This window comes from Thomasclavelia spiroformis DSM 1552, from assembly GCF_025149465.1.
In the GTDB taxonomy this organism is placed as follows: domain Bacteria; phylum Bacillota_I; class Bacilli_A; order Erysipelotrichales; family Coprobacillaceae; genus Thomasclavelia; species Thomasclavelia spiroformis.
Genome location: NZ_CP102275.1, coordinates 2,178,419 through 2,205,014 on the forward strand (window position 1 = coordinate 2,178,419; position 26,596 = coordinate 2,205,014).

At 28.3% G+C, this 26,596-nt stretch carries 21 protein-coding genes and 9 tRNA genes; 5 read left to right on the forward strand and 25 right to left on the reverse strand.

Features of this window, described 5'->3' with window-relative positions:
• Nucleotides 1–9: 9 nt before the first annotated feature.
• From NQ543_RS10335 to NQ543_RS10370, 8 genes are all read right to left on the reverse strand, one after another.
• Nucleotides 10–1,644, reverse strand: coding sequence for a B12-binding domain-containing radical SAM protein (locus tag NQ543_RS10335; protein ID WP_004609442.1), 1,635 nt, complete (start codon nt 1,642–1,644; stop codon nt 10–12).
• Between the two features lie 49 nt (nt 1,645–1,693).
• Complete coding sequence (locus NQ543_RS10340) at nt 1,694–2,941, reverse strand: M15 family metallopeptidase (RefSeq protein ID WP_004609441.1); 1,248 nt, start codon at nt 2,939–2,941, stop codon at nt 1,694–1,696.
• Between the two features lie 17 nt (nt 2,942–2,958).
• Nucleotides 2,959–3,513: a Fe-S-containing hydro-lyase gene (locus NQ543_RS10345; RefSeq protein ID WP_004609440.1), complete on the reverse strand. Its 555-nt coding sequence runs from the start codon at nt 3,511–3,513 to the stop codon at nt 2,959–2,961.
• Nucleotides 3,510–4,352, reverse strand: coding sequence for a fumarate hydratase (locus NQ543_RS10350; RefSeq protein ID WP_004609439.1), 843 nt, complete (start codon nt 4,350–4,352; stop codon nt 3,510–3,512). Before NQ543_RS10350 ends, NQ543_RS10345 begins: the two co-directional genes overlap by 4 nt.
• A gap of 15 nt (nt 4,353–4,367) precedes the next feature.
• Nucleotides 4,368–4,643, reverse strand: coding sequence for a MurR/RpiR family transcriptional regulator (locus tag NQ543_RS10355; protein ID WP_230197290.1), 276 nt, complete (start codon nt 4,641–4,643; stop codon nt 4,368–4,370).
• Between the two features lie 26 nt (nt 4,644–4,669).
• Complete coding sequence (locus tag NQ543_RS10360; RefSeq protein ID WP_004609438.1) at nt 4,670–5,128, reverse strand: MurR/RpiR family transcriptional regulator; 459 nt, start codon at nt 5,126–5,128, stop codon at nt 4,670–4,672.
• Between the two features lie 511 nt (nt 5,129–5,639).
• Complete coding sequence (locus NQ543_RS10365) at nt 5,640–6,620, reverse strand: dipeptidase (protein ID WP_004609437.1); 981 nt, start codon at nt 6,618–6,620, stop codon at nt 5,640–5,642.
• A 164-nt stretch (nt 6,621–6,784) separates the two neighbouring features.
• Nucleotides 6,785–7,045 carry a hypothetical protein gene (locus NQ543_RS10370; protein WP_039903910.1) on the reverse strand — a complete coding sequence of 87 codons (261 nt, stop codon included), beginning with the start codon at nt 7,043–7,045 and terminating at the stop codon, nt 6,785–6,787.
• 67 nt (nt 7,046–7,112) lie between these two features.
• Here NQ543_RS10370 and NQ543_RS10375 point away from each other — a divergent pair, with 67 nt between their 5' ends.
• Nucleotides 7,113–7,349 carry an RDAC family protein gene (locus NQ543_RS10375; RefSeq protein WP_004609435.1) on the forward strand — a complete coding sequence of 79 codons (237 nt, stop codon included), beginning with the start codon at nt 7,113–7,115 and terminating at the stop codon, nt 7,347–7,349.
• A gap of 114 nt (nt 7,350–7,463) precedes the next feature.
• Here the strand turns inward: NQ543_RS10375 and NQ543_RS10380 are convergent, their stop codons facing one another.
• The 10 genes from NQ543_RS10380 to NQ543_RS10425 all read right to left on the reverse strand — a co-directional run bounded on the left by NQ543_RS10380 (nt 7,464) and on the right by NQ543_RS10425 (nt 17,506).
• A complete protein-coding gene (locus NQ543_RS10380; RefSeq protein WP_004609434.1) occupies nt 7,464–10,553 on the reverse strand; it encodes a SpaA isopeptide-forming pilin-related protein in 3,090 nt (1,029 codons plus the stop codon).
• 226 nt (nt 10,554–10,779) lie between these two features.
• Nucleotides 10,780–11,817: a hypothetical protein gene (locus NQ543_RS10385; protein WP_050752806.1), complete on the reverse strand. Its 1,038-nt coding sequence runs from the start codon at nt 11,815–11,817 to the stop codon at nt 10,780–10,782.
• A gap of 347 nt (nt 11,818–12,164) precedes the next feature.
• Nucleotides 12,165–12,677 (reverse strand): IS200/IS605 family transposase, encoded by a 513-nt coding sequence (gene tnpA, locus NQ543_RS10390; protein ID WP_004609336.1) that lies wholly within the window; start codon nt 12,675–12,677, stop codon nt 12,165–12,167.
• Between the two features lie 163 nt (nt 12,678–12,840).
• On the reverse strand, nt 12,841–15,924 hold the full coding sequence (locus tag NQ543_RS10395) for an immunoglobulin-like domain-containing protein (RefSeq protein WP_004609432.1): 3,084 nt from the start codon (nt 15,922–15,924) through the stop codon (nt 12,841–12,843).
• Between the two features lie 257 nt (nt 15,925–16,181).
• Nucleotides 16,182–16,265 (reverse strand) — tRNA-Leu (locus NQ543_RS10400).
• A gap of 8 nt (nt 16,266–16,273) precedes the next feature.
• A tRNA-Thr gene (locus tag NQ543_RS10405) sits at nt 16,274–16,349 on the reverse strand.
• A gap of 12 nt (nt 16,350–16,361) precedes the next feature.
• Nucleotides 16,362–16,437: transfer RNA gene (locus NQ543_RS10410), tRNA-Val, on the reverse strand.
• Nucleotides 16,438–16,440: 3 nt separating this feature from the next.
• Nucleotides 16,441–16,516 (reverse strand) — tRNA-Glu (locus NQ543_RS10415).
• Nucleotide 16,517: 1 nt separating this feature from the next.
• Nucleotides 16,518–16,593: transfer RNA gene (locus tag NQ543_RS10420), tRNA-Asn, on the reverse strand.
• 199 nt (nt 16,594–16,792) lie between these two features.
• A complete protein-coding gene (locus NQ543_RS10425; RefSeq protein ID WP_004609431.1) occupies nt 16,793–17,506 on the reverse strand; it encodes an LPXTG cell wall anchor domain-containing protein in 714 nt (237 codons plus the stop codon).
• Between the two features lie 242 nt (nt 17,507–17,748).
• Between NQ543_RS10425 and NQ543_RS10430 the strand changes: the two genes are divergently transcribed.
• The 3 genes from NQ543_RS10430 (at nt 17,749) to NQ543_RS10440 (ending at nt 21,640) form a co-directional block, all read left to right on the forward strand.
• A tRNA-Lys gene (locus NQ543_RS10430) sits at nt 17,749–17,824 on the forward strand.
• Nucleotides 17,825–17,879: 55 nt separating this feature from the next.
• Nucleotides 17,880–18,347 (forward strand): low molecular weight protein-tyrosine-phosphatase, encoded by a 468-nt coding sequence (locus NQ543_RS10435; protein WP_039903909.1) that lies wholly within the window; start codon nt 17,880–17,882, stop codon nt 18,345–18,347.
• A gap of 98 nt (nt 18,348–18,445) precedes the next feature.
• On the forward strand, nt 18,446–21,640 hold the full coding sequence (locus NQ543_RS10440; RefSeq protein ID WP_004609429.1) for a DEAD/DEAH box helicase: 3,195 nt from the start codon (nt 18,446–18,448) through the stop codon (nt 21,638–21,640).
• 28 nt (nt 21,641–21,668) lie between these two features.
• Here NQ543_RS10440 and NQ543_RS10445 read toward each other — a convergent pair whose 3' ends face one another.
• The 4 genes from NQ543_RS10445 to NQ543_RS10460 all read right to left on the reverse strand — a co-directional run bounded on the left by NQ543_RS10445 (nt 21,669) and on the right by NQ543_RS10460 (nt 23,006).
• Nucleotides 21,669–22,664: a PTS sugar transporter subunit IIC gene (locus NQ543_RS10445; RefSeq protein ID WP_004609428.1), complete on the reverse strand. Its 996-nt coding sequence runs from the start codon at nt 22,662–22,664 to the stop codon at nt 21,669–21,671.
• Between the two features lie 72 nt (nt 22,665–22,736).
• Nucleotides 22,737–22,812: transfer RNA gene (locus tag NQ543_RS10450), tRNA-Ala, on the reverse strand.
• Nucleotides 22,813–22,829: 17 nt separating this feature from the next.
• A tRNA-Ile gene (locus NQ543_RS10455) sits at nt 22,830–22,906 on the reverse strand.
• Between the two features lie 23 nt (nt 22,907–22,929).
• A tRNA-Ile gene (locus NQ543_RS10460) sits at nt 22,930–23,006 on the reverse strand.
• 206 nt (nt 23,007–23,212) lie between these two features.
• On the opposite strand from NQ543_RS10460, the gene NQ543_RS10465 reads away from it, so the two are divergent.
• Nucleotides 23,213–23,692, forward strand: a complete 480-nt coding sequence (locus NQ543_RS10465; RefSeq protein WP_004609427.1) for a putative ABC transporter permease — start codon at nt 23,213–23,215, stop codon at nt 23,690–23,692.
• A gap of 91 nt (nt 23,693–23,783) precedes the next feature.
• Here NQ543_RS10465 and NQ543_RS10470 read toward each other — a convergent pair whose 3' ends face one another.
• Genes NQ543_RS10470 through NQ543_RS10480 form a run of 3 tightly spaced genes read right to left on the reverse strand, consistent with a single transcriptional unit; the run spans nt 23,784 to nt 26,594 of the window.
• Entirely contained in the window at nt 23,784–24,503 is a 720-nt protein-coding gene (locus tag NQ543_RS10470; protein WP_004609426.1) for an N-acetylmuramoyl-L-alanine amidase family protein, read from the reverse strand.
• A 45-nt stretch (nt 24,504–24,548) separates the two neighbouring features.
• Nucleotides 24,549–25,901, reverse strand: a complete 1,353-nt coding sequence (locus NQ543_RS10475) for an aldehyde dehydrogenase (protein WP_004609425.1) — start codon at nt 25,899–25,901, stop codon at nt 24,549–24,551.
• 57 nt (nt 25,902–25,958) lie between these two features.
• The gene (locus NQ543_RS10480; protein WP_004609424.1) at nt 25,959–26,594 is read right to left on the reverse strand and encodes a GyrI-like domain-containing protein; all 636 of its coding nucleotides are present in this window, start codon (nt 26,592–26,594) and stop codon (nt 25,959–25,961) included.
• Nucleotides 26,595–26,596 lie beyond the last annotated feature (2 nt).

Here is a 26,596-nt window from a genome sequence, read left to right on the forward strand (position 1 = left end):
TAGTATTCGCTAAGATGTTTTAGGATATTTATTTACAGTAACTTGATAATTTTTATAAGTTGCAATTATATAATAATCTTTCAGTTCCTCTATTATACTATATCTAAATAAGTCTTCTTGGTTTAAATCATATTTTTTTATTAATATGTGTAAAATTTTTCGACTATTTTCTTTATCAAGAGTTGTTTTCCACCATCTTTTAGGTTTTATTTTCGCAAGTAATAAATAATCTTCAATTAATTCATCTAAATATTTATTATCCAAATATTCATTTAAATATCTAAACAACTCATCATTTTGAAAGTTAATTCTTTTAAAATTATGTTCTTGATAATATTGTCCTAAATTTAAAAAGAAATAAAATGGTGAAATAACCTGTTTCATAACTTTATTCATTGTAATTGGCATTTTACCACTATTCCAATATTTCTCTAACATATCTTCAACTAAATGAATTTTATGAATATCATTCTTTGTTAAATAATTACTATGTATTAATTCATAAGGTGGTTTACTATCGTATACATATCCATATTTACTAGCTTCTTTTCTCAAACTAGTCCCTCTAAGTAATTTTAGAAAACCTAATTGTAATTCCTTAGGATAAAAACTAAATACATCATCAAAAGATTTTGCAAATCTTTCAAGATTTTCTAACGGTAAACCAGCAATTAGATCTAAATGAAAATCAATCTTATGATTAGTTTGTAATTGTCTAATTACTTCACTTAATCGTTTAAAATCTTGATATCTTTTAACTATTTCATTAGTTGGTTCATATGTCGATTGAATCCCAATTTCAAATCTAAGTAAACCCTCTGGTGCATAATCATTTATATAATCAATTATTCTTTGATCTAAAACATCTCCATTAATTTCAAATTGGAATTGTACACCCTCACGATAATTTTCAAATATATACTTTAAAATAGCTAATGCATGTTCCGTTTTAGCATTAAAACTTCGATCTAATAATTTAATAATCTTAACATCAGTTTTCATTAATAGATCTATTTGTTTTTTTAAATAATCTAAACTAAAAAAACGTAACCCTTTTTCTAAAGAAGACAAACAATACTGACATTGATACGGACATCCTCTGCTCGTTTCAAAATAAAGAACTCGTTTAGACATATCAGCTAAATCTCTTTGTAATAAATATGGTGATTCTAATGATTCAATATAGCTTAAATCAACCGGTTTACTTTGACGATAATCGCGATTATCTTTACTACTAACCCCTTGAATATCAATAGGCTGTTTATTTTCAAGACAATCTAAAAGTTGTTTAAAGACAATTTCTCCCTCACCACTAATTACATAATCGATATCAAAATTATCTAAAAAATAATCTATTTCATAACTAACCTCAGGGCCCCCTAAAATAATAATTAACTCTTTATTTTCTTTTTTTAATTTACTACATAAAATTTTAATTAACTCAACATTCCAAATATACACACTAAAAGCCACAACCTGATTATTCATAGCAATAATCTCATTTGTAATTTTATCAAGGTCCTCTTTAATCGTATATTCACAAAAATCAACATTATGATAATTTTTAGTTGCAACATATAAAAGACGCAAAGATAAAGATTTATGAATAAATTTAGAATTTAACGTTGTAATTAAAGTTTTCATTTCCTCACCTCACTAACATAAAAACAAATAATCTAGAGAAAACCCTAGATTATTGTTCTTTAACTTCTGGCATAACATTATTGTATAAACAATATTCCTCAAAAGTCCATCCATTTTTTTGAATTTCTTTTGCAACATCTTCTCCTACATAGCGTAAATGCCATGGTTCATGAGCGATACCAGTAATACCATCAGTTCCATCTTCAAAACGAATAATAAATCCAAATTTTGCACAGTTTTTAATTACCCAACGATATTCTTCTGTATCACCAAAAGTAATTCTTTTTCCTTCAACAACACTTTGACTAGTTAAATCAACACCTAGACCAGTTTGATGTTCACTTGCTCCTGGTTGAGCAACATATTCATTGGCATATTGTGTATTATAGCGTGCCACAAAATCTGCCATTGTTTCTACTTGTGTTTGATATGAACGATATGCACTATTTACTACTAATTCTAATCCTTCTTGTTTAGCAGCTCTATACATTTTTGTTAGAGCATCTGATGTTTCTTTTGTCATTTTTGGATTTTGGCAATCAGGTGCAACAGGGATTTCTGGATCTACCAATTCTGGTTCATAATCTTCTGGTAAATAGAATCCTTTTTTTACCAATGTTAATAAATTACTTGGATTAGTAATTGTATACTTTGTCTCAGGTTCACCATTACTTGAAATAATAAATGGATAATTTGTAATACAAACTGCATAATTGTAATTTTTATAAGTATTATATGCATTCATATAACCTTCTAAATTTTGTAACTTATAACCCTCTACTTTACGATATGGTTCAATATCACTAGCTGTATATTTATGATCTATTAAATATTGAAAATCATCTTGAGTTGCTCCTTCTTCAAGTAAGCCCCAAATAAGTTTTTCACTATAATCTAAGCTTTTTAGTTTTGGTACATCATTTTTAAATATACTATCAACATTTGTAACAACTTTAGCATATTTCATATCTTTATTGATTGTTAAATATCTTTCATATTCATCATATAAAGATACTTCAGGTGACTGCTTGATCCAATTAGTAATATGATCCATTTTATCATGAGATAAAATTTCATCTTCATCTTCTGTTGGTAAAGATAGTATTTCACTAGTTTGTGAAAAAGAATAACCTTTAGCTAATAATTTAATGCGATTTAGATTTAAAGATACTACTAAACCAACAACCAAAACAACTGCTATTACAGCAACAATTGCAACTCTTCCGACTCTTAGTCGACTTTTATGTCCATAACTATATGAACTATAATATGAATAATCTCTTCTTTTTTTAAACATTATAATCTTACTCCTAACTACTTACATGTACTTAAATAATCTTCTCTACCTAAAATATATTGATCATTTCCATCACTATCAATAATAACTACTAATGGCATATTTTCTACTTCTAATCTTCTAATTGCCTCAGGACCCAAGTCATCAAAAGCAATTATCTCGCATTTTTTAATACAATTTGACATCATTGCTCCTGCACCGCCTATAGCGCCAAAATATACGCCATTATTTTCAATAATAGCTTCTTTAACATTTGGCTGGCGATAACCTTTTCCAATCATTGAACGCAACCCCATTTTAATTAACGTTGGAGCAAAAGCGTCCATTCTTCCAGAAGTTGTCGGTCCTCCACTACCAAAAACCTCTCCTGGTTTACTTGGAGTTGGCCCAACATAAAAAATCACTTGATCTTTTAAAGGGAATGGTAACTCTTTTTCCTCTTCAATTAAAGTCATTAAACGTTTATGAGCAGCATCTCTACCAGTATAAATTACACCACTTAGCATTACTTCATCACCCGCATGTAATTTTTTTATCTTTTCAACAGTAAGTGGTGTTTTTAAATAAATCATAAATTTACCTCCTTATGACGTGATACATGACAACAAATACTAACAGCAACTGGCATTCCGGCAATATGCGTTGGATGAGTCTCAATATTTAATGATAAAGCAGTTGTTTTCCCACCATATCCAGCTGGTCCAATTCCAGTAGCGTTGATCATTGCTAATAATTCTTTTTCTAAATTTGCATAACGTTCATCTTGATGATGACTACCTATTTCTCGCATCATTGCCTTTTTTGAAAGTTGCGTAACTTTATCAAATGATCCTCCTATTCCAACACCAATAACCATTGGAGGACAAGCATTAGGTCCCGCATCATTTATAACTTTTAAGACAAAATCTTTAACTCCTTGTACACCATCACTTGGTTTCAACATTTTTATTTGTGACATGTTTTCAGAACCAAATCCTTTTGGAGCAACTACAATTTTAAATTCATCACCCGTGACAACATCAAAATAGATAATTGCTGGGGTATTATCTTTCGTATTAATTCTATCAAATAAAGGATCTTGAACTATTGACTTTCTTAAATACCCTTCTTGATATCCTTGTCGAACACCTTCATTGATTGCTGATTTTAAATCACCATCAATATGTACCTCTTGACCAAGAGTAACATAAACAAATACCATTCCAGTATCCTGACATATTGGCATCATTTTATCATGAGCCAAATTAGCATTATCAATCAATACATCAATTGTCTTTTTTGCAAGTGAATAAGTTTCTTCATTTTTTTTATCATTAAGAGCCTTAAAAACATCACTAGGTAAAATGCATGCTGCTTCTATACATAATTTTTTTACTGTTTTAATTATATCTTCACATTTTATTTCTCGCATAACTTTTCCTCTTTCTTAATAAAGATAATATAATGAGCGATATCTATATATCATCAATTCTATTATTGCAAGTAAAGTATATCTAGACATACTACTTTTTAATTTGATTATGTAGTCCATACTTATTTTAGTATCTTGTTTATTAGTCAATAAAACTGTTTTACATTTTGATTTTTTTAGATACTGAATTATTCTAAAATTATTACAAATATATTCACCATCATTAATTACTATCGCCACACTATTTTCATTTAATGACTTAGCACATTCCAGCTGTCTTTTATATTCCAATGGTGCATATACTAGCTTACCTAAGCTTAGTAAATCAATTTGAAAATATAAAGATACAAAATGTAAGAAATGGTTTTGAAAAAAACAATCTTTTTACTATTATGAATAACTTGCAAAACCTCATCAATTATATCCCATTCTAATACACTTGACAATTTAGAAATTTCATCACATATATTTTTTAAATAATTTTTTGTACATTCTTTAGGTTTGTATCTCATATTCGTTAAATCCATATTATAATTATCAAATACTTTATCTAAAGTACATGCTTGTTTAAAATGAAGATAATTTTCATAAACTAACGATTTACAAAACCGAGAAATTGTAGCTAGAGAAACATAACAATTATCTGCAAGTTCATTAATTGTCATTTTGGTTATTTTAGAAAAATTACGAACTACATACCATACAATATTATAATTTGTATCTATTTCATTTGCAGTATCTAAATAAATAACCAACTGATCAAACAAACTCTCCATTTTGATTCCTCCATCTTAGCAGTATTATACACTATAATTCAGCAATTTAAAATAGCCTCAATATTACCAATAAAATATATCTATCACATATTTTAATACAATTATGATACATTATTACCATTGTCTTGTTATATACTAACAATGTAGTCAAAAAGTAATTGATTTTCCCTTCAAATACATGACTACAAAAACATATGATATCCTTCCCTGATATCACATAAATATTAGTATTCTTTCCCTAATAACTAATAATTTAAAAAGATGGCAAGTATCCCTTCTTGTCGTCTTTTTACGTGTTAATTTTTTTAATCAACATTCACATATTTTAATATAATTATGATACATTATTACTACGATTTTATAATATACTAACAATGTAGTCAAAAAGTAATTGATTTTCCTTTCAAATAAACGACTACTAAAAACATATGATATCTTTCCCTGATATCACATAAACATTAATATTCTTTCCCTGATAACTAATGAAAAATGACAAGTATCTAATTACTTGTCATTTTTTCGTTAAAATTTCTTGATATACACGTAAAACATTTTTATAAAAAACTTTCTCGATTTCCTCTTTAGTTAACCCAGCATCAAATAATGCATCTTTTAACATTGGCATCATTGAAGCATCTTTTATCTCAAGATCTTGTGAAATCCCATCAAAATCACTACCCAATCCAACATAATCAATTCCTACTAAATTTTTAATATATAAAATGTGCTTTACCATATCTTCAATACAAGAACGAGCATTACCATTAGGTATCGTCTTTAAAAAATCTCCACAAAAATTAATTCCCATTACACCATTTCTTTTAGCTAATTCTTTAATCATATTATCTGATAAATTTCTTCCAACACCACATATACCTCGAGCGTTACTATGAGAAGCTACAAATGGTTTTGTAGTATATTTTAAAACATCATAAAAACCTGCATCACTTAAATGTGAAACATCAATAATTATTCCTAAACGCTCCATTTCTTTAACATATTCAATTCCAAAATCTGTCAAACCATCCTTAGTATTTATATCATATAAATCATGATAATTTTTTGCATTTGATATATTAGGATAACCAATACCATTTGGATAATTCCAAGTCAAAGTAATCATACGAACTCCTAAACGATAATAATTACGCAAAATAGCTAAATCATGATTAACTACTGCCCCCTCTTCAAGAGTTAACATAGCAGACATCAAATCAGCATTTTGATTATCAATAATATCTTGATAACTAAATATCGGTCTAATTATATCGGGATGTTTATTAATTTCATTATAATACAAATCAATTAATTGTTGGGCTTTTATAAGAGGATCAACAGAATCATTAAGATTTACAAACATCGCAAAATTTTGTAATAAATAATCCCCTTTTAACATCTTTTTTAAATCAATATTGAAATTATTTTCTAATAAACTACCACCTTCATCATATATTCTTAAGACAGTATCACAATGCATATCAACAACTTTCATTTTATCACCTACTTCATTTTATGCATACACTTCAAACCTATACACTTAGTTTCTTTATGATAAATTCAATTATCATTCTCCATTTAAAATCTAAGAAGAAAAACTATTTCAGCTTTTCATTATCCTAATTTGTATTATTTAATGCCAAATAATCTTTCTATATTCTAAAATTCAATTTCTTTTGTTTTATAATCTTTAGTAAGATGTTGATATTTTTTTAACCACCGCACTCCTTCTAAATACTCAGACTCGCTTAAAAATTCATCCAGAATACCAAAATGAACTAGTGAACAAACATCGTAAATACTTTGCCATAAAGCATCAAATTTATCTTCATCAACCTTAAGATCCCTTTGCTCGCTTTCTATATATACAACCATTTTATGTGCTAAGTTGGTTGCTTCTTCAATTTCCAAAACTGCCATCATTTATCCTCCTTGACTTTTTATAGTAAAAATTATACCATTATTTTTAATAAAAGGAGTCAAAAATATGAAAACTATTTCAATTTTTCAAGTACAAGATATTAATAATTTATTAAAACAAAAAAATTATGATTACACTTTAAAACTACACGATGCCTGTGGCAGTCAAAGTTTATTTTTACAATGTCATGGTAATAATTGTGACATCAATGAATTATGTGATGTAATTAATAATTATTTAAAAAATGACTATATCAAAGTCTTTCCAGGTAGCATTAATCCTTATAATATAATTATCAAATAAACAAAAGGGGTATGAGATCATACATTCGATTTCATACCCCTTTTATTATAATAATTTATTGAAAACAAAAAGGTTTGAAGCCATTGTAAACAGTTTCAAACCTTAGTAATAATATTAAATTTTAATTACTCTTTTTCTTTTCAAAAACGCATAAGCACTCAAGCCAATTCCTAAAAACATAACTATCCCAATATATAATTCCATATTTATTGAATCCCCTGTTTTAGGCTGTGGTAATAATTCATTATACATTATTACCTTTTGAATGCTTTCTTTATTTTCTACTGTAAATTCAATAGATTGTGCTATTTTATACCCTGCTGGTGCCATTGTTTCTGTTAAACGATATATGTGACCAACAATCAACCCTTTAATTATATGCGGTTTTAAATCAGATACCCACTCTTCTATAAGTATTGTATTACCAGTAGTAATATCTTCTAATCGTAAATGTGCCCCTGGTAACTCTTTATTTGTTGTAATATCTTGCTTACTAATTTCTACTTTCGTAGGTTTATTTATCAAATTTTGTGTTACTGTATATACTTTAGTAGTTAAATCACTTTGTTCAAATTTAACCTCATGTTTAGTTCCATCTAATACTAATCCATCAAGTGTAGTAATTTCCTGTAATTCATAAATTCCCATCGGTAAATCACTTACCGTTAATTTACCATCCTTTGATAAATTATATTCTCCTACAGTAGCATCTTTTGCATAAATAATACTGCCATCAGCTGGATCAACTATATCTTCTTTAGCTGTAAGTTTAAATTTAATACTACTTAAATCATCCATATTAACTAATGATAAATCAACATCATCATTTGTTTCAACTGATTTATTAACGATCAATTCACCCATAGGCTTGTCATTTTTAATGATCACTTCTAAAATTGGATCACCATCTTCATCCTTATCATAATCTCTAATATTTTCAATATCAAATTCAACTCTACTTTCTAATGTTAAATATCCCGTTGGCGTTTTAATTTCATCAATGTAATATTTACCTGCATCCAATTGTAATGGTAATACTACTGTTCCCATTTCACCATCAATTTCAAAAGAACCATCAGGTACAACTACATTGTTAGCACTAGTAGTAAAACTATCATAAGTTTTTCCACTGATTTTCTGTTTAATTGTATCTCCTGCTTTATATATCACTTTTCCATTAGATACAATATCTTCTCTTGCTTTAACTTTAAATGTTGCACTATTTAAAGTTACTGTCTTATCGCTATCTAAGTCTTTTTTTACAAGTTTTAATTGCGTTGTATATGGACGATTATTGATATCGATAATCTTGATTTGATCAATATCTTCATATTCACTGTAATCTTTTGTAACTGATATAGTAAAATCAGGTGCAGTCATATAGTCTTGAGGTGTTTTGGTTTCTCTTACCAAATAAGTACCATAAGGTAAATATTTAGTAGTTGCACGTCCATCTTTACCAGTAGTAATTACATCATATGTCTTAGCATTATCCCATCCAACTTTATCAACTTCACTTTTTAGTTTGAACGTAAACTCAGCTCCAGCTAAACCATTTAAAATTCCTGATTCACTTTCTTTTTCACCAAATTTATGTACCTGTACCTTTTGCATATTAACTCGGTTGTCAGTACTTGTAGAGCGTAGAATTTTAGAAACAGTTTGCCCTTCATAATCAATACTTACATCAATATCATCAGGATTTAATACTAATGTTCCATTAGATTTAGATTCTTCAATATAATATTTACCAATATGTAAATCATCAAACTTTAACTTACCTTGTTCATCAGTTACCTGGGTATCAACAACTGCATCTTTTTCAAAATAAGTTACTGTACCAGCCTTATTAGTAATCTTTTCTTTAGCTTTTAATGTATACTTATTACCTTTTAAATAAGCATCACCAATATTGCCATCAGTTAAATCACTATTGATTTCTTTTGTTAAATCTATTGAACCAGTAGGTTCTTCATTTACAACAGTTTGGGTAGTTGTTTGATCTTTATTAACTGTAATAGTATAAACTGTTTCATTTAATAAGTAACCCTCAGGTGCTTGGATTTCTTTCAATTCATAAGTACCAATCGGTAAATAATCGACAACAATCTTACCACCAGCAACAGTAATATCTTTACTGTAACCTTCAAAAGAAGTTGACTTCAAATTAAAAATAGCACCATCAATCAAATCATGATTTGTGTTTGTCTTAGTAATTTCTATTTTACCAAAATCCATCCAATCTATTTGCAAATATAGATGACTTCTATCAGGATCCCAAACCCAACTTCCTTCAATTTGAGTCGAATCTGAACCAGTTCTAATAGCTAGAGCTGTAAATATCCCACAATTATCACCTGTAACTTCTGTAATAGGCATATCAGCTGGCGACCCATCGCAAGGCGCAGTAAAATAAAAACTTTGGCCACCATGAACAGTAGCCATACCACCTGTTTGTACACCTCCACCTGAAATATGAATAGTTACATTTGCATCTAAAGGAATATTAATGGTTGCATTATTACTTCCTTCTAATGTTATGGTGTTTGTGATTTGTTGCTTTGAATTTATATCAAAAAATGCATTAAATTCCGCTCTAAATCCACCTGCATTCCCTGGATTAAATTTTACATAACCAGGTTCAGGTAATTCTAATACTCTTCGATATATATTCATTATATCGCTACCATAAGTACCACCGAATATCTGGTTGAATTTTTGTTCATCAAATCCATTCCAATCACCACTGTATGCACCACTTAAAAATATATGTGTTAAAAGATACTTTACATCATCATTTGACAAATAACTGTCATCAGGACAAATTGCACTTTTTAAATCAAAACCATCTGCAAATTCTCCATAAGGTGCAGGACCACCAAAACCATAATACATCAGTTTTCTTACTGCCTCATTATTTTCAATAACATCAGCTACATAATTTCCATCTTGAGGTACGTTTTTACTAGACTCTAAACAATAAGCCCATTTACCATTGTATTTAGTTGAAAAAGTACTCCATGCACTTATTCCTGGCACTTTACGTGCCCACCACTCAGGATATTTAATTTCTTTAACGCGAGTAAACTCATGAGGAATACTGTTATCCCACGCATTTACATCAATATTCGCTGAAAGAGACATAGAAAAAACCATTATTAATGTAATAACAATTTTTCTTAATTTAGAAAATTTATTTTTCATATATAGTATCCTTTCAAATTATTTGCAGTTTATTGTCATTGCTTAGGACTTTAAAATATCGTTATTATATTGATACAAGTTTAAAATATCAATTATACTTCTCTAAATTAGTTTTATAACCAATCAAAACAGTTAACCGTAAAATGAAAATAGACAATCTTTCGATTGTCTATGGTTTAAATATCCATTTACATATATACATAACTTTTAACCTCATTCATCATTTTTATCTTTCCATTACACCAAAACTATAGTGATAACAATCTCCATTATCAGAAATGCCATTATTACCATTTCCATGCCCCGCTAAATATAATTTATTTTTGACATCATCTATAGAAATCGTTGATTCTATATAGTATCCACAACCACATTTTGCCCAATAAATCTTAATTTTTGGTGGATTAGGTTCTTCGGGCTTAGTTTCTCCACCCGATGATTCTCCGTTATTTCCTAAATTACTTCCATCAGTATTTCCATTATTTTCAGTACTTCCTGAATTAAAATTTCCTTTATTACTTGAACTACTACTTGATGAATTTGTATTATTCGAACTTCTATTTGAATTATTAGCACTTCCTTTTTTATTAGTAATCGTATTTGTTTGCAAGTTTGTTGTAGATTCTTGTTCTATAACTAATGGTGCTACAACAACTGTAACGTTAAATTCTTTTTTAGCTTTGTTTTTATTTACATCTTCTACTGATACCTTGACTTTATATTCACCAAGTGTATTTGTATCAATTGCACTATAGTCAATTATTATATCATTTAATTGTGCTAGATCAGTCGCAGTAATCAATGACTTAAAATCAAATGTTGTTAAATCTGTTCCTTGAATAATTTCAATATTATCAGGTCCACTTAATTGAGGAGTAACTGTATCTCTAACTTTAACTTTTATTGTTTCTACTTCATTTTGATATGTCAAAGTAATTTTATAATCCCCTATTTTCGCAAATCCTCTATCTTTTTGAGAAATAGTACCATCTTGATTCGTAATTGTTTCAAGTTCATTTTTTACATTAGATTTATATTTTGTATTTTTTAAAACATCTTTTTTCTCTTTATTACTCAAATCACTAAAATCTAAATAATCATTTAAATCAGTAGAAACACTTTGTCCATACTCCACATTTATAGATTCTGTTTTTAATTTCAGCAAATCTTTTTTATTTATAATTGAAATCACTATAACAGTTAAACATATAACTACAAATATTATTAAACCCCATATTTTCTTTTTATTAAAATCAATCTTCATTTTTATCCACCTACCCCTAAACAAAAAAAGTACCATTTAATCGGTACATTTTATACATTACTACTCCTATCTAGCTCTAGATTATCATTAATAAAATCATTTGTCAAATCAACCATTTTTATTAAAATTTATCAAAATAAACATATTTTATTTTTTTCATAAACAAATAAAAATTTATTTACCAATAATCGAATATTTAATAACTATAAAGATACATAATTGAGATAAAAACAATACTTAAATCATAACCACGCCTAAAAGACGTGGTATGCACCCGCCCTGTAAGGGCATGCTGTTGCGCTAGTCATTCGACCACTGAACGCCTTGACAGCCGCAACGTCATTTACTCACTGACCCTCAAAGGGTCTTTTACTTTTTTTCTTTTTCTTGTACCCTTCCACTGGTTCTCCTGTGAACGGGTCAATAAATTCTTCCATACTCATTTGATCACTCAACTTATTTTCCGCTAACTGATTTTGAATATATTCTCTCTCTGTCTTCTCGTTCTTTCCTACTGTATCTACAAAATAGCCTCTTGCCCAAAATTTTCGATTTCCATATTTATATTTCATACTTGCATGACGATCAAATATCATAAGCGTTGACTTGCTTTTCAGGTATCCCATAAACTCCGCCACAGAATACTTTGGTGGTATTTCTAATAGAAGATGAATATGATCAGGACATAACTCTCCTTCTATCAGCTCTACTCCCGGTTTTCTTTCAATTAAGGTCTTTATAATTAATCTTATATCATGTCTTAATTTATTGTATATTACCATCCTTCTAAATTTTGGTACTATTACAATATGATATTTACATCTATATGATGCATGTGATAAACTTTTTGTGTCTTTCATAGACTAACCTCCTCGTTATTTTATTTGCAGCTGCCAGGCTACAATTATTATATCACGAGGAGGTTTTTTACCCAGACGCTAAAGCTTTATTGTTACCACGCGCATAGCACGTGGTTTTTGTTTCACAATAAAAACTAAGTGTGATATTACAATCACACTTCAATCACTCATCTTTATAAATCAACTTATTAAAAAAATAATTTAAATCAACATTTACCTTATTATTCTTATCAACTACCTCTATAATCCTTGGTACAATAGTAACATTGCCAAAAGAATCAGACACTTTATAAATCAATTCATATCTACCCACATTATTTACATCAACTGAACCTAAAACCAATATTTGCTCAGTTAAATCTTTACCTTGACTATCATAAGCCTTAACATTTTTTAACGGATCAAAACTATTCCCCAATGATACTAAATTACTTTCTTTATCATCTATAACAATCATTGGTTTAATATTCTGCTTATCAATATTAACATAATTAACTTTAGATCTTGTTAATCCTCCATTTTCATCAGTAATTTCCGCATACCATCCTACAATTCCATGTGGCGCATATTGCCATGTATATTGTATTTTATCATTGCTTTTTACATCACTTATACTTCCAATAATATCATTACTATATACATTAACATCTAAATCAATTGTTTCGATTTGTTTTTGAATCGGTTTAATTCCCAAATCTGCATAATTTATTATAAATTCTTCTTCGCCAATAATACTGTCTTCATCTTCAATATCTTTTTCATCTTTAGCATTATAATCATCTAATGATGGTGAGTATGTCCTAACAAAAATCTTTCCATTTTTATTATCAAAATGCATTAATCGAATATATCCCATTCCTCCTTGTGCCAATTTTTGATAATCAAACAACATTTGATACACTTTACGATCATTGATTCCATCATTATTATCATCAAATTCACTTACAATAGTTTTAGCGCTATGATAATGTCCTGATAGAACCATACAAACATTAGAGTTTTTTACAATTACTTCATCATAAATTTGCTGTGACTTATCACCTAATCCACCACTTGCTAACAAATATTCATGAAGATTTAAAATAGCCTTTCTTTCTGGATATTTAGCTAATACATCATTTAACCATTCAATTTCATCATTATCAATACCCCACCCCATATAAAGCATAATGAAATCTATCCCACCTACAGTTATTAAATCATAGTGTCCTTTATTATTCTTATAACTTTCTCCATACCATGGATTTTGAACATAACGTGATTTTCCAAAATATTTATAAAAATTAGTATAGTCATTACTTAAATGCCCTACATCATGATTACCAGCTAAAATGCCATATGGAAAATTAGCATCATCCAATATCTTATAAGCATTATTTGCATTTATCCATTGAATTTCTTGATCTTTATCATCAATAATATCTCCATCATGAAATAAATATTGAATATTCATACGTTCACGATTAGCAACCAACCACTTATGAATATTTAATTGGTGCTTATAATTATCATTAATATTTTTATTATAATATTGCGTATCACTTTCAATAGCAAAAGTAAAATCATAATTAGAGCGTGTCGTATCATCAATATTTAAAGTATTTGTTTGATTATTATAATCATATTGATTAGGTGTATACCCTTCTCCATTTTGAATCATTATTTTAAGCACATTATCCAATAAATGCTCTTTTAAACTTATCTCACCAACAATTTCCATCATCCCATCTTTAAATGTCATTGATGTATTTAATTTGTCCCAGTTATTACTTTTATAGTTATATACATACATATATGTTTTTTGATTATTTGAATTACCTTTCCATTCAATTTTAACCATTGCATCATCATTGATGTTATCATTTATTTTTAAATCAAATTGGCAAAAAGGAAAACCATTTTTAGAATCATTTTTTAAAGACTTATCATTTGAACCCGCTATTTGACTAATACCACTATCCTCAACAATATTACTATCACCTTTTATATAACGTTCTCCACGCTTAAAAAAAACATTCATTAAATCATTAGTTGGGTCTGTAGCCGTTAAATAAAAAGTAGGATCTCCTTTAATCGTTGTTCCATTTATTGGTTTTATATCCTCATTAATTGATGCTTGTTCTGTAAAAGTAACAAATTTAATTATCTTGGTTTGAACATTACCCACAGCATCATCAGCTGATAATGATAAAACATGTTCACCTGGTTCCATTTGTAACGAACGAAAACTATATGGTAATTCAATCGCTTTTCCATCCAGTGTAGCAACTAACTGACATTCATTACTAATTGTATCATAAGCTCTAGCTTCAATTATACCATTATGATATATTTGCCCATCGATCATATTAGTTTCAATTACTGGAGCAGTATTATCACTTATTATTTCAACACTATTATTACCACTAATAATAAGATGTTTACCATCAGTTAATAATGTTGTATCTAAGTCATAACGTAAAGCATTAAAATTATGATTTTCTAATTTAAATGTTACATAAAGTATTTCAATTCTATTTTTTTCATCTCCCATTTCAATTTTACTTTTTGACGTAATATCGTTTAATGTATTCACTGACCACTTATCTTCGCTTTGCTTATCTATTTCACTACTATATATTCCTTGATACTTTGCAACTTTTAAAGTTGTTCCATCAGGTAAAATCATATGAATATTCTTTAATAAAAAATCATCATTATTTTCAATATTATGTTCTAAAGCATTAGCTTTATTTCCCGCATGAAAAGCTATTGTTAATGTCTTTTTTTCACTATCAAAATATTTGGCATTAATATCATATGTATAAGTATGCCATTTACTATATGTTCCTTCATTAAAAATACCAATTATTTCATTATCAATTGCAACTGTATTTTTAAAGAAAACATCAGTTTGAGTTGTTTCAAAAACAAGCTTTGCATTTCCATTAATTGATTTAACACTATTATTACTAACGTCTTTTCCATCAATTATTAAATTATTTCCAGCAGCAATAACTTGATAACTTTTATTAATAACCTGTCCATTCGTTAAATTAAATTGATTTTCACTTTTAATATTTATTTTATCTTTATCATCCTTTTTTGATGTAGTAAGTTTATCTTCAATAACTGCAGTATTTTTATCATTACTTTCTTCATTTTCTAAAATATTATTTGGATAAATTGAACCAATGTTTAATATTGATACTGTCGCTAAACTACTAATACTTCCTTTAATAATTTTTTGTGCCTTTTTATTAACCATTGATTCACCCTCCTATCTACATAATTTAATTTTCATAAAAATTAATAATTAAGTAAAAACTAAATTAGAATTTTTTATTATATACATGATAATATTAATTATATTTCAATCTTTAGTATGGGATATTTTATTTATAACTATGCAATAGTTCTTTTGTTAATATTAATTAAAAAAATAATTGAACAATGAAATTACTTTATAAAAAATAAAAAAAACGATAAGATAAAATACTCATCGTTTAAATACAAATAAAAAAATGGTGCGGGTGACAGGAATCGAACCTGCACGCCGAAGGCGCTAGATCCTAAGTCTAGTGCGTCTGCCAGTTCCGCCACACCCGCATATAAAATGGTGCCGGCTAAAGGACTTGAACCCTCAACCTACTGATTACAAGTCAGTTGCTCTACCAATTGAGCTAAGCCGGCTTATTTATTTAATGGTGGAGGTTAACGGACTCGAACCGCTGACCCTCTGCTTGTAAGGCAGATGCTCTCCCAACTGAGCTAAACCTCCAAATGGTGACCTGTACGGGATTCGAACCCGTGAATGCATGCGTGAAAGGCATGTGAGTTAACCGTTTCTCCAACAGGCCATGGCGCTTGAAGTAGGACTCGAACCTACGACCGATCGGTTAACAGCCGATTGCTCTACCAACTGAGCTATTCAAGCAACTTGGTGCCCTAATATAATATCATTATCGTTACATATATGCAATACTTTTTTTAAATTTTTTTTATTTTTTTTCATTATATTATTTTTATCTCCATTATTTGATTAAATACTTACTTAAAATAAAAACAAGTTTGTTAAAATGTATTACCAAATACACCTTTCAAACTTGTTTTCATTGATATCTTACTTCTTATATTTATATCTCTTCACTGATTTCATTATCTTCTATATTATCATTTTTCTTTTTTTTATTTTTATAAAAATATAAACCACCAGCAATTAATATTACTACAACAATTCCGCCAATAACTATACCGGTATTACTAGCAGTAGCTGTGGATTCTTTGGAAACAACAGTTATTTCATTAGTAGCATTTTGTAAGTCCATTAAGCCAATATCAACCATGTTACCTTCAATCGTTCCTACTGTACTACTTTTAATTTTTCCAGGCATTGTAATCTTAATACCTATTTCTAGTCCCATTTCTTCTAACTTATCGATTGAATAACCAAGTTGATCTTCAAAATCTTCAGTATCTACACTTTCACCAAGGTCATCACCTTCTATTTTTAAAGTGTATGTATTATTTTCGACAGTTAAACAATCTAAAATATCTTTAGTTATACTTTCTGGAGCAACAGCATTAAATCCAACATATTCTTCCCCATCAATTTTTTCACTAACATCTTTTAATTCCCAACCTTTTAAACCATCTTCAGTTTCCATTTGTGACTTAATATCTTCTTGAGTCATTCCATATGTATCCATCATTTCTTTAGAATACAAGATTTTCATACTGGCATCTACATTATCTTTATCAATTATATTAATTTGATAATGAATTTTCATACACCCTGTCAGTGCTAAAGAAATTGCAAACACTGTCAATAATTTCATAATTTTTTTCATATTCTTCCCTCCAATATATGGTGTATTTTAAAATGATTATTTCCTAATTATTTTATTTACCTCCTTAATTATCATATTTTTATATTATAGCTTTCTCTTAAATAATCATCACAACACCATTTCCTATACCAAAATTATAACAATATCTCACATAATAAGCAAAAATTATTATTATTTTTTTAAATAATACTTTACATCTAAATAAAAATATGCTATTTTTATATGGCATCAATGATGTATATGACCCGCTAGCTCAGCCGGTAGAGCATCTGACTTTTAATCAGAGGGTCAGGCGTTCGAATCGCCTGCGGGTCACCATTTAGATAATCAAGATGAACGAAAGTTCATCTTTTTTAATAGACGGAGGTTAACAATGATAAAAATATTATTTGTATGTTTAGGAAATATTTGTCGTTCACCGATGGCAGAGTTTATATTTAAAGACTTAGTAAAAAAACATCGCCTAGAAAACAATTTTTATATTCAATCTGCTGCAACAAGCAAAGAAGAATATGGCAATCCTGTTCACCCTGGAACAAAAAACAAACTTGCTCAATATAATATTTCAACAGAAAATAAAACTTCTATTCCTCTTACACAAAGTGATTATGATAAATATGATTATATTATTGCAATGGAAACTAAAAATATAACAAATATTCTTAAAATCGTGAAAAATGATCCATTAAATAAAATCTCTCGTTTACTTGATTTTACAGATAACCCTCATGATATCGCTGATCCATGGTATACACATAATTTTGATGAAACATATGATGATATTTTTGAAGGTTGTCTTAGTTTATTGGAACACATAAAGGAAAAATATGATTTAAATTAACACCCAATGGTGTTTTTTTTAATTCTGAAATAATTAAACTTTTTTTCTTTGGTAATCATAGAAATAATGATATAATAAATCATTGGAGGAAAAAGAACATGTATATAAAAGATGATGAAATAAATAGAATATTTAATGAAAAAAACTGGAAAACCGCTCATAATTATTATAAAGATAACACCATTATAAACATGTCCGTCATAAAATATAATAATGAATATCATATCGATGGTAACGTTGAAATATATGGTCGTACTACTACTAGCCATATTATTGTTGATACAAGCGGAAAAATAATTTCTTTTGAGTGTAGTTGCCCTAATTGCCATGATAATGAATTAGCATGTGGTCATATTGGGGTTTTATTATTAAAATTTTACAGTTTAGATATGTCCGATATTCCCTTTCAATTTAATCAAAAAATTGATTATAAAGCTAAATTCGAAGAATTTGAGCGTATAAAAGAAGAAAAAATGATTCAAGCAAAATTTAATGAATCAAAACAGCTCATTCAAAATTATTTAGAAAAAAAAGAAAACAATATAACTAACAATTTACCTATTGAATTAATCCCTAATATTACATACTCTTTTAATCGCATCTTAATAAACTATCGTATTGGTAACATAAAAACATATTTAATTAAAAATCTAAAAGAATTCATTACTGATCTTCGTTATCAAAGAACCCATAATTACGGTAGTAAATTGATTACTGATCACAACTATAAATCTTTTAGCCAAGATGCTTTAAAACAAATTGATTTCATTAAAGACAATAGTGAATTTATTGATGAAATAGAACGCAATCGCTCTATTAATATTAATCAATACAATATTGATAACTTTTTTGAAACATATCTAACGAACTTAAATATAAATATGTTTTTTACTACTATCGATTTAAAAAATCTTACAATAAACTTTGAAGATAAAGAAGATTATTTTGAAGTATCACTTATTCCAAACGATGGTGAATTAATCATCGGTAACCAATATATCTATTATTTAAAGGATAATATCTTAAATCGCTATAGCTTAGAAATGTCTCAAATAACTAAGAAATTATTAGCAATATTAGACAAAGAAAATTTAATTGTTTCTAAAGAAGATTTTGGATATTTTGGAAAATATATCATCGATCAAATATTACCATACATTGCTATTACCGGTGCAAACATTGATGATTATATGCCTTGCGTTATAACGCTAGTTATATACGTTGATTTAAATAAATTTGGTGATCTTGCTATTAATTTAGAATATCATGATGATGAAGGTAATATTTTATTTGATGGAAAATATATTGACAGCTACGAAACAAAATTACCCTTAAAAGTTGATAATGCCCTTGCCTTAATTGAAAAATACGCTAAATATGATGAACTAACAAACATGTATTTAATCACTAATAATGCTGAGGATATTTATTATTTTATTAAAAATATCTTACCTGAATTAAATAATTATTGTGAAGTATTTGTCAGTGAAGAAATAAAGAATATAAATAAACCTAAAAACATTAGTTTAAATATTGGTATTCGTTTAAAAAATGATTTATTAGAAATTGATTTAGATAGTGTGAATGTTTCAAAAGATGAAATCAAAGATATTTTATATGCAATTGAACGTAAAAAATCTTATCATCGTCTTAAAAATGGTGAATTTATAAATTTAGAAGATAAAAACTTAAATGCTGCATATAACATAATTCACGATTTAAATATAAGTAATGACAACATTAAAGACTCTACAATCGTTTTAGACAAATCAAAAGCCTTATATCTAAACCAATTATCATTGGACAATGATTCTATTATTTTTAATCGGAACCAACAATTCCAAGAACTTATCGATAATTTAACTCACCACAATAACAACTATCCTATTCCAGAAGCCTATCAAAATATCTTACGCGATTATCAATGCGAAGGTTACAGATGGATCAAAACAATGAGTGATTATGGATTTGGCGGAATTCTTGCTGATGATATGGGACTTGGAAAAACATTACAGATGATAACGGTTTTAGAAAACAGCAAAACTAATAATAAAGCTAGTATTGTAATTACACCAGCAACATTGATTTTGAATTGGAAGGATGAAATAAATAAGTTTTCTTCTGATTTAAAAGTTTTATGTATTATTGGAAATACATCTATACGTAAAAAATCGGTTAATGAGATAGATAATTATGACGTAATCATTACTTCTTATGATTACTTAAGAAGAGATTATGATTTATATAAAGATTATTTATTTAATTATATCATTTTAGACGAAGCTCAATATATCAAAAATCAAGCAACTAAAAACGCTAAAGCAGTTAAAGAATTAAGCGGTACTCATCGTTTTGCTTTAACTGGAACACCTATTGAAAATTCATTAGCAGAATTATGGTCGATATTTGATTTTCTTATGCCTAATTACTTATTTACATATAACTATTTTAGAGAACATTTTGAACGCCCAATTGTTCGTGATAACGATAAAGAAGTCCAATTACAACTAAAAAAAATGGTTGAACCATTTATCCTTAGAAGAACTAAACAAGATGTATTAGATGAATTACCTGATAAAATAGAAAACAACATTAAGATCTCTTTTTCAAAAGAAGAAGAGAATCTATATATCGCAAACTTAAGTCAAATCAATGATAAATTAAAAAGCGCATTAGATATCGAGCAAATTGACAAATTCCAAATTTTATCAATGATGACAAGACTTAGACAGCTATGTTGTGAACCTAGAATTTTATACAATGATATCCAAGAACCAAGTTCTAAAATGAAAGCATGCTTAGATATTATAAAAAAAGCCAAAGAAAACAAACAAAAAGTTTTATTATTTTCATCTTTTACTTCTTCCTTAGAATTTATTGAAAAAGAATTACGTAAAGATGATATTTCATACTATGTTTTAACTGGAGCAACCAACAAAATAAAGCGCCATCAATTAGTCAATGCTTTCCAAAACGATAATACAAATGTATTTTTAATTTCCTTAAAAGCTGGTGGTACTGGTTTAAATCTAACTGCCGCTTCAATTGTAATTCATTATGATCCATGGTGGAATATGTCAGCACAAAACCAAGCAACCGATCGAGCGTATCGAATTGGCCAAGTAAATAATGTTCAAGTATATAAATTAATTATGAAAAATAGTATTGAAGAAAAAATTCAAAAATTACAAGAACAAAAACAAGACTTATCAAATATTTTTATTGAAAATAATACTAATAATATTACTAAGATGTCTACAAGTGAAATTATTAGTTTATTTTCAAACGATTAAAAAACTACCAAATTTGGTAGTTTTTTGTTTAAAGACAATCTAATTTTAAATCTCCACTTTTTATAAAAGTTAACTTCTTAAACATTTTAAAAATAACATAAGTTAAAAAAGCCGGTGCAATCAAATCAATGACAATAACAGGAAGCCAATAACTACTTCCCATTACATTAACTGCTTCTAATATTCCTACAAAACCAGCTGTTCCCATACCAGAACCTACTGAAGAACATGAAATATTCAACAAACAAGTAGAAATCGGCGCGATAATAGCACTTACAATAATCGGAGGTAACCAAATCACCGGTTTTTTTACAATATTTTTAAATTGCAACATACTTGTTCCAATTGCAATCGCTATTACATCACCAATATCATTATCATCTATTGACATAACCGCAAATCCAATCATTTGCCCACAACAACCAGCTAACGCTGCACCCGCTGCCAAACCATTTAATCCTAACATTACTCCAATAGCAGCACTTGATATAGGAGCAGTTAATGCCATTCCCATTAAAACTGCCACTACAATCGACATTAGTATCGGTTGCATATTCACACCAGTATTGATCAGTTGACCTAGCCACAAGATAAATTCAGTTAAATATGGACCAACCACGAGAGTAATTATCCCCCCTATTAGAATCGAAACAAAAGGAACCAGTAATATATCAACAGGAGTTTTCCCTTGAATTAAACGTGTAACTTCTACAGCGCCAATAACCGCAACAAAAGCCGCAATTGGATTTCCGGAACTTGCCACATTTCCATTAAATGTTCCTGCCCCAATACTACCAGCAATTATTGCCGCAATTAAATTTAAGCCTTTAGCATCAATCGCATATGATATCGCTACCCCAATTGCTGGTCCCATTAAATATGTGGCTGTTTCACCCCATGTTACTAATTGCGGTATATTAATAAAATTTCCCAATTGCTTTAAAATAGTTCCAATAATCAAACTACAAAAAAACCCGTATGCCATACCATTTAAGGCTTTAATAAAATAATTCTCTTTTTTCATCCCTATTCTCCATTATCTCATTATTTTTAAATATAAAATAAAAAACCTGCTATGCAGGTTGTATTTTTACTATGGTGGAGCCTAGCGGGATCGAACCGCTGACCCCCTGCGTGCAAGGCAGGTGCTCTCCCAGCTGAGCTAAGGCCCCAATTATTTAATTATATATGGTGGGCCTGAATGGACTCGAACCATCGACCTCACCCTTATCAGGGGTGCGCTCTAACCAGCTGAGCTACAGGCCCATATATAATATACAATTGATTAATGGTGGGCCTGAATGGACTCGAACCATCGACCTCACCCTTATCAGGGGTGCGCTCTAACCAGCTGAGCTACAGGCCCATTAACCGACTGCTCAGATATAATAACATATATATTTTCAGCCGTCAACACTTAAATTAAACTTTTTTTGACTTCTTTTAACACAATTTAATTTTTATCGATATAATAACATAAATTTAAATTATTTTGTTAAAACTTTTTTCTATTATAAATTGAATTTTGCATATTTTTTATTTTATCCCATACTAATTATATAGGAGGAACTTATGATAAAATTTGCAATATATACTTTTTTAGGCTTTATTATGGAATCTGTTTATATTTCTATATTAAATAAAAAAATACTTTTTTCTGGTTTATTAAAAGGACCTTGCATCCCTATATACGGTTTTGGAGCATTATTAATTTTAAATATTTCAGGGTATTGTTATAATAATATAGATGTCTTTTTTTATTCATTAATTAGTTGTACTTGTTTAGAATATTTGACTCACTATTTTTTATTAAAAGACTCAAATATTGAAATATGGAATTATTCTAAAATACCACATAACTATTCTGCAAGAATTTGTATGTTTTATAGCATTATGTGGGGCTTTTTAGGAATAGTTCTAGTTAATTATATCGATCCATTTATAAACAAAATTTTGATTCATTTAAATTATAATCTTTTAAATATTTTTGCATTAATATATTTCTTATATATTCTCTACCAATTTTATAACCATAATTATAAAATACACTAAATATATATTTAAAAGCAGTTACCCTATAACTGTTTTTATTTTTATAAATAATAATGAGTATAGATTATATCCATACTCATTATTATTTCAATTATTCTAATACCTTTTTCAATTCATTTAAATCAATCGTATCTTCTGGGTATTTTTTTCGATAATTCTCTAACCCATCACAAATCTTTATTGCCAATTTTTGATGATATTTTGAACTTTGTAACTGTCCTCGTTCATTTGGATTAGATATAAAACCACACTCTATTAATACCCCTAATGTTTTTGTAGCTCTCAACACTCGAAAACTAGCACCTGATATCCTTTTTGGACTGCCTGTTACTTCTTTCATTGAGGATTGAATCTCACTAGCTAAACGCTTCCCTTTTTCACTATTTTGATAATAAAACACTTGTGAACCCCAAGCGCTAGTTGATGGCGTGGAATTTAAATGAATGCTAATTAAATAATCACATTCATACTCATCAATTTTTTTAACACGTAAATACATATCGTCTTGTTTAGAATAATGATGATCTCGTCTAGTCATATCCTGATCATCAGTTCTTGTCATATATACTTTAGCACCACGATTTTCTAATTCTTCTTTTAAAGCAAAAGATATTTTTAAATTTAAATCAGATTCATAAATATTTCCTACACTTGCACCATTATCAAGACCACCATGACCAGGATCGATAACTACAGAAACATTTTTCAACGTTAATTCTTTACTAACCGGTGTAGTATTATCAAAGAAAAATAATCTAGTACATATATATGAAATTACGGTTACTATAATTATTAGATACGTTCTTTTCACCAAATCACCTATCTAACTATATGCTTTGATTAAATAATTTATTTATTATTTTAATATTTTAGTAACTAATTTATAAAGTCGTTTAGAATAAGGTGGATATAATGAAACTAAATCTTTTTTGATAAAACGATGATGAATAGTCTGTTTATGACTAAAAGTTATAAAACTATCTTTACCATGGTATTGTCCTATTCCTGAATAACGTATTCCTCCAAAAGGAACTTTTGGTGAAATTAAATGTGTTATACAATCATTAATACATGCGCCACCAAACGATAAACGCTTTGTTAAATAGTTAATAAACTGTTTATCATTAGAAAAAATATACAAAGCTAGAGGAAATGGGTGTTTTTCAACTAATATTTCAATTTCGTTTCGATCTTTATATGTGATAATCGGTAATATTGGTCCAAATATCTCCTCATTCATAAAATTACTTTTATTACCATTAACTAATGTTGGCTCAATCCATAAATCATCAGCATTATAATTACCACCCGCATAAATTTCTTCACCTTCAAACATTTTAATTAATCTTTTAAAATGTTTTTCATTGATAATTCTCCCATAATCATCATTACTTAAAAAAATATTTACCGTTTCTTTCCACAATTCAATAAATTTATCTTTTAAACCCTCTTTAATAATTAAATAATCCGGTGCAACACAAGTTTGACCAGCATTTAATATTTTTCCCCATGCAATTTTTTGAACTGCATCTTTTAATTTTGCACTTTGATCAACAATAACCGGACTTTTTCCTCCTAACTCTAATGTAACAGGAATTAATTGTTCACTTGCTGCAGCCATTATTTTTTTACCAGTTTCAATGCTACCGGTAAAAAATATATGATCAACTTGGCTATGAGTCAATTGAATAGTTGTTGATGCATCACCTAAAATACAACAAATATATTCTGCTTCAAAAGTTTCTTTAATAATTTTATCAATTATTTTACTTGTAGCAATTGAATTTTCTGATGGTTTGATAATAGCACAATTTCCAGCCGCTATTGCTCCTACTAATGGTTCAAATATTAATTGAAAGGGGTAGTTGAATGGTCCAATAATCAAACTAACTCCTAGTGGTCGATAAAATATTTGATCATATGCACCAAATAAATAATATGGTGCTAATTTAGTTTTTGATTTCATCCATTTTTTTAAATGTTTCTTTGTATTTTCTATGCTACTTAAAACATATCCTATTTCAGTTGAATATGCTTCAAATGCTGTTTTTCTTAAATCAAGGTATAATGCTTCTTCAACTTCTTTTTGATAATATTTTATTTTTTGATAAAGTAACGTTAATTGTTTCATTCTAAATGCGTATTCGTGTGTTTTTAACGTTTTAAAATAATCACGCTGTTGCTTAATAATTTGTTCGATATTTTCCATATTAACCTCTTTATAAATATTTTGTCATTTCCTGGGAAATAATGACTAAAATTAGAATCATTTAATTTCCTTGATTGGATGTCTAATAACTGTTTTAAGCTTTTCAGCCTTGCACCTCCGCGGATCTGATAAATATATTTCATGATGATATCTTTTATCATTTATATCTAACTTATAACCATTTTCTTCAATATATTCATGCATACACTTTACCGTTTCTGGCTCGTTATCATACGGCCCAAGATGCAAACATTGAACACATAATCCTTCATCATAACTAAAAAATTCAACACTTGAAAAATCAAGTTTTTTCTTTTTTGTCGCTGTTTCAATTGCCCATTTAAAATCTTTTTTTGTTACAAAATCAGGTAATCGAATTAAAGAAATAAATTTCAGTAAATCCTTTCTTGAATAATCCATGCCCTTTATCTCTTCTTGCCACCAAAAGCCTTCCAACGGTGGTACCACATATTCAAAAAATCCTTCAATTTTATAATCTGATTTATAACTCATTTTTAATGTATACGCAATTCCATAAAGTAACTGGATTGACTTTATATATTCACCTTCTGGATCATTAGGATTCCCTTTTCCTCTAACAGCTAAATAATTCATCTTGGGAATCTTTACAATTGTTGGGTTGTTTTTTGGTAAATAAAATTCTTTATATTCTTTTTTAAAATCAAATGACATAA

Coding starts and splice junctions, on each gene's coding strand:
- NQ543_RS10350 (WP_004609439.1), bottom strand. CDS start 4,352: ATGCGAGAAATAAAATGTGAAGATATAATTAAAACAGTAAAAAAATTA.
- NQ543_RS10465 (WP_004609427.1), top strand. CDS start 23,213: ATGATAAAATTTGCAATATATACTTTTTTAGGCTTTATTATGGAATCT.
- NQ543_RS10335 (WP_004609442.1), bottom strand. CDS start 1,644: ATGAAAACTTTAATTACAACGTTAAATTCTAAATTTATTCATAAATCT.
- tnpA (WP_004609336.1), bottom strand. CDS start 12,677: ATGAAAGACACAAAAAGTTTATCACATGCATCATATAGATGTAAATAT.
- NQ543_RS10365 (WP_004609437.1), bottom strand. CDS start 6,620: ATGAAAGTTGTTGATATGCATTGTGATACTGTCTTAAGAATATATGAT.
- NQ543_RS10345 (WP_004609440.1), bottom strand. CDS start 3,513: ATGATTTATTTAAAAACACCACTTACTGTTGAAAAGATAAAAAAATTA.
- NQ543_RS10445 (WP_004609428.1), bottom strand. CDS start 22,664: ATGAAAAAAGAGAATTATTTTATTAAAGCCTTAAATGGTATGGCATAC.
- NQ543_RS10370 (WP_039903910.1), bottom strand. CDS start 7,045: ATGGCAGTTTTGGAAATTGAAGAAGCAACCAACTTAGCACATAAAATG.
- NQ543_RS10480 (WP_004609424.1), bottom strand. CDS start 26,594: ATGTCATTTGATTTTAAAAAAGAATATAAAGAATTTTATTTACCAAAA.
- NQ543_RS10435 (WP_039903909.1), top strand. CDS start 17,880: ATGATAAAAATATTATTTGTATGTTTAGGAAATATTTGTCGTTCACCG.
- NQ543_RS10375 (WP_004609435.1), top strand. CDS start 7,113: ATGAAAACTATTTCAATTTTTCAAGTACAAGATATTAATAATTTATTA.
- NQ543_RS10475 (WP_004609425.1), bottom strand. CDS start 25,901: ATGGAAAATATCGAACAAATTATTAAGCAACAGCGTGATTATTTTAAA.
- NQ543_RS10360 (WP_004609438.1), bottom strand. CDS start 5,128: ATGGAGAGTTTGTTTGATCAGTTGGTTATTTATTTAGATACTGCAAAT.
- NQ543_RS10380 (WP_004609434.1), bottom strand. CDS start 10,553: ATGAAAAATAAATTTTCTAAATTAAGAAAAATTGTTATTACATTAATA.
- NQ543_RS10340 (WP_004609441.1), bottom strand. CDS start 2,941: ATGTTTAAAAAAAGAAGAGATTATTCATATTATAGTTCATATAGTTAT.
- NQ543_RS10385 (WP_050752806.1), bottom strand. CDS start 11,817: ATGAAGATTGATTTTAATAAAAAGAAAATATGGGGTTTAATAATATTT.
- NQ543_RS10395 (WP_004609432.1), bottom strand. CDS start 15,924: ATGGTTAATAAAAAGGCACAAAAAATTATTAAAGGAAGTATTAGTAGT.
- NQ543_RS10425 (WP_004609431.1), bottom strand. CDS start 17,506: ATGAAAAAAATTATGAAATTATTGACAGTGTTTGCAATTTCTTTAGCA.
- NQ543_RS10440 (WP_004609429.1), top strand. CDS start 18,446: ATGTATATAAAAGATGATGAAATAAATAGAATATTTAATGAAAAAAAC.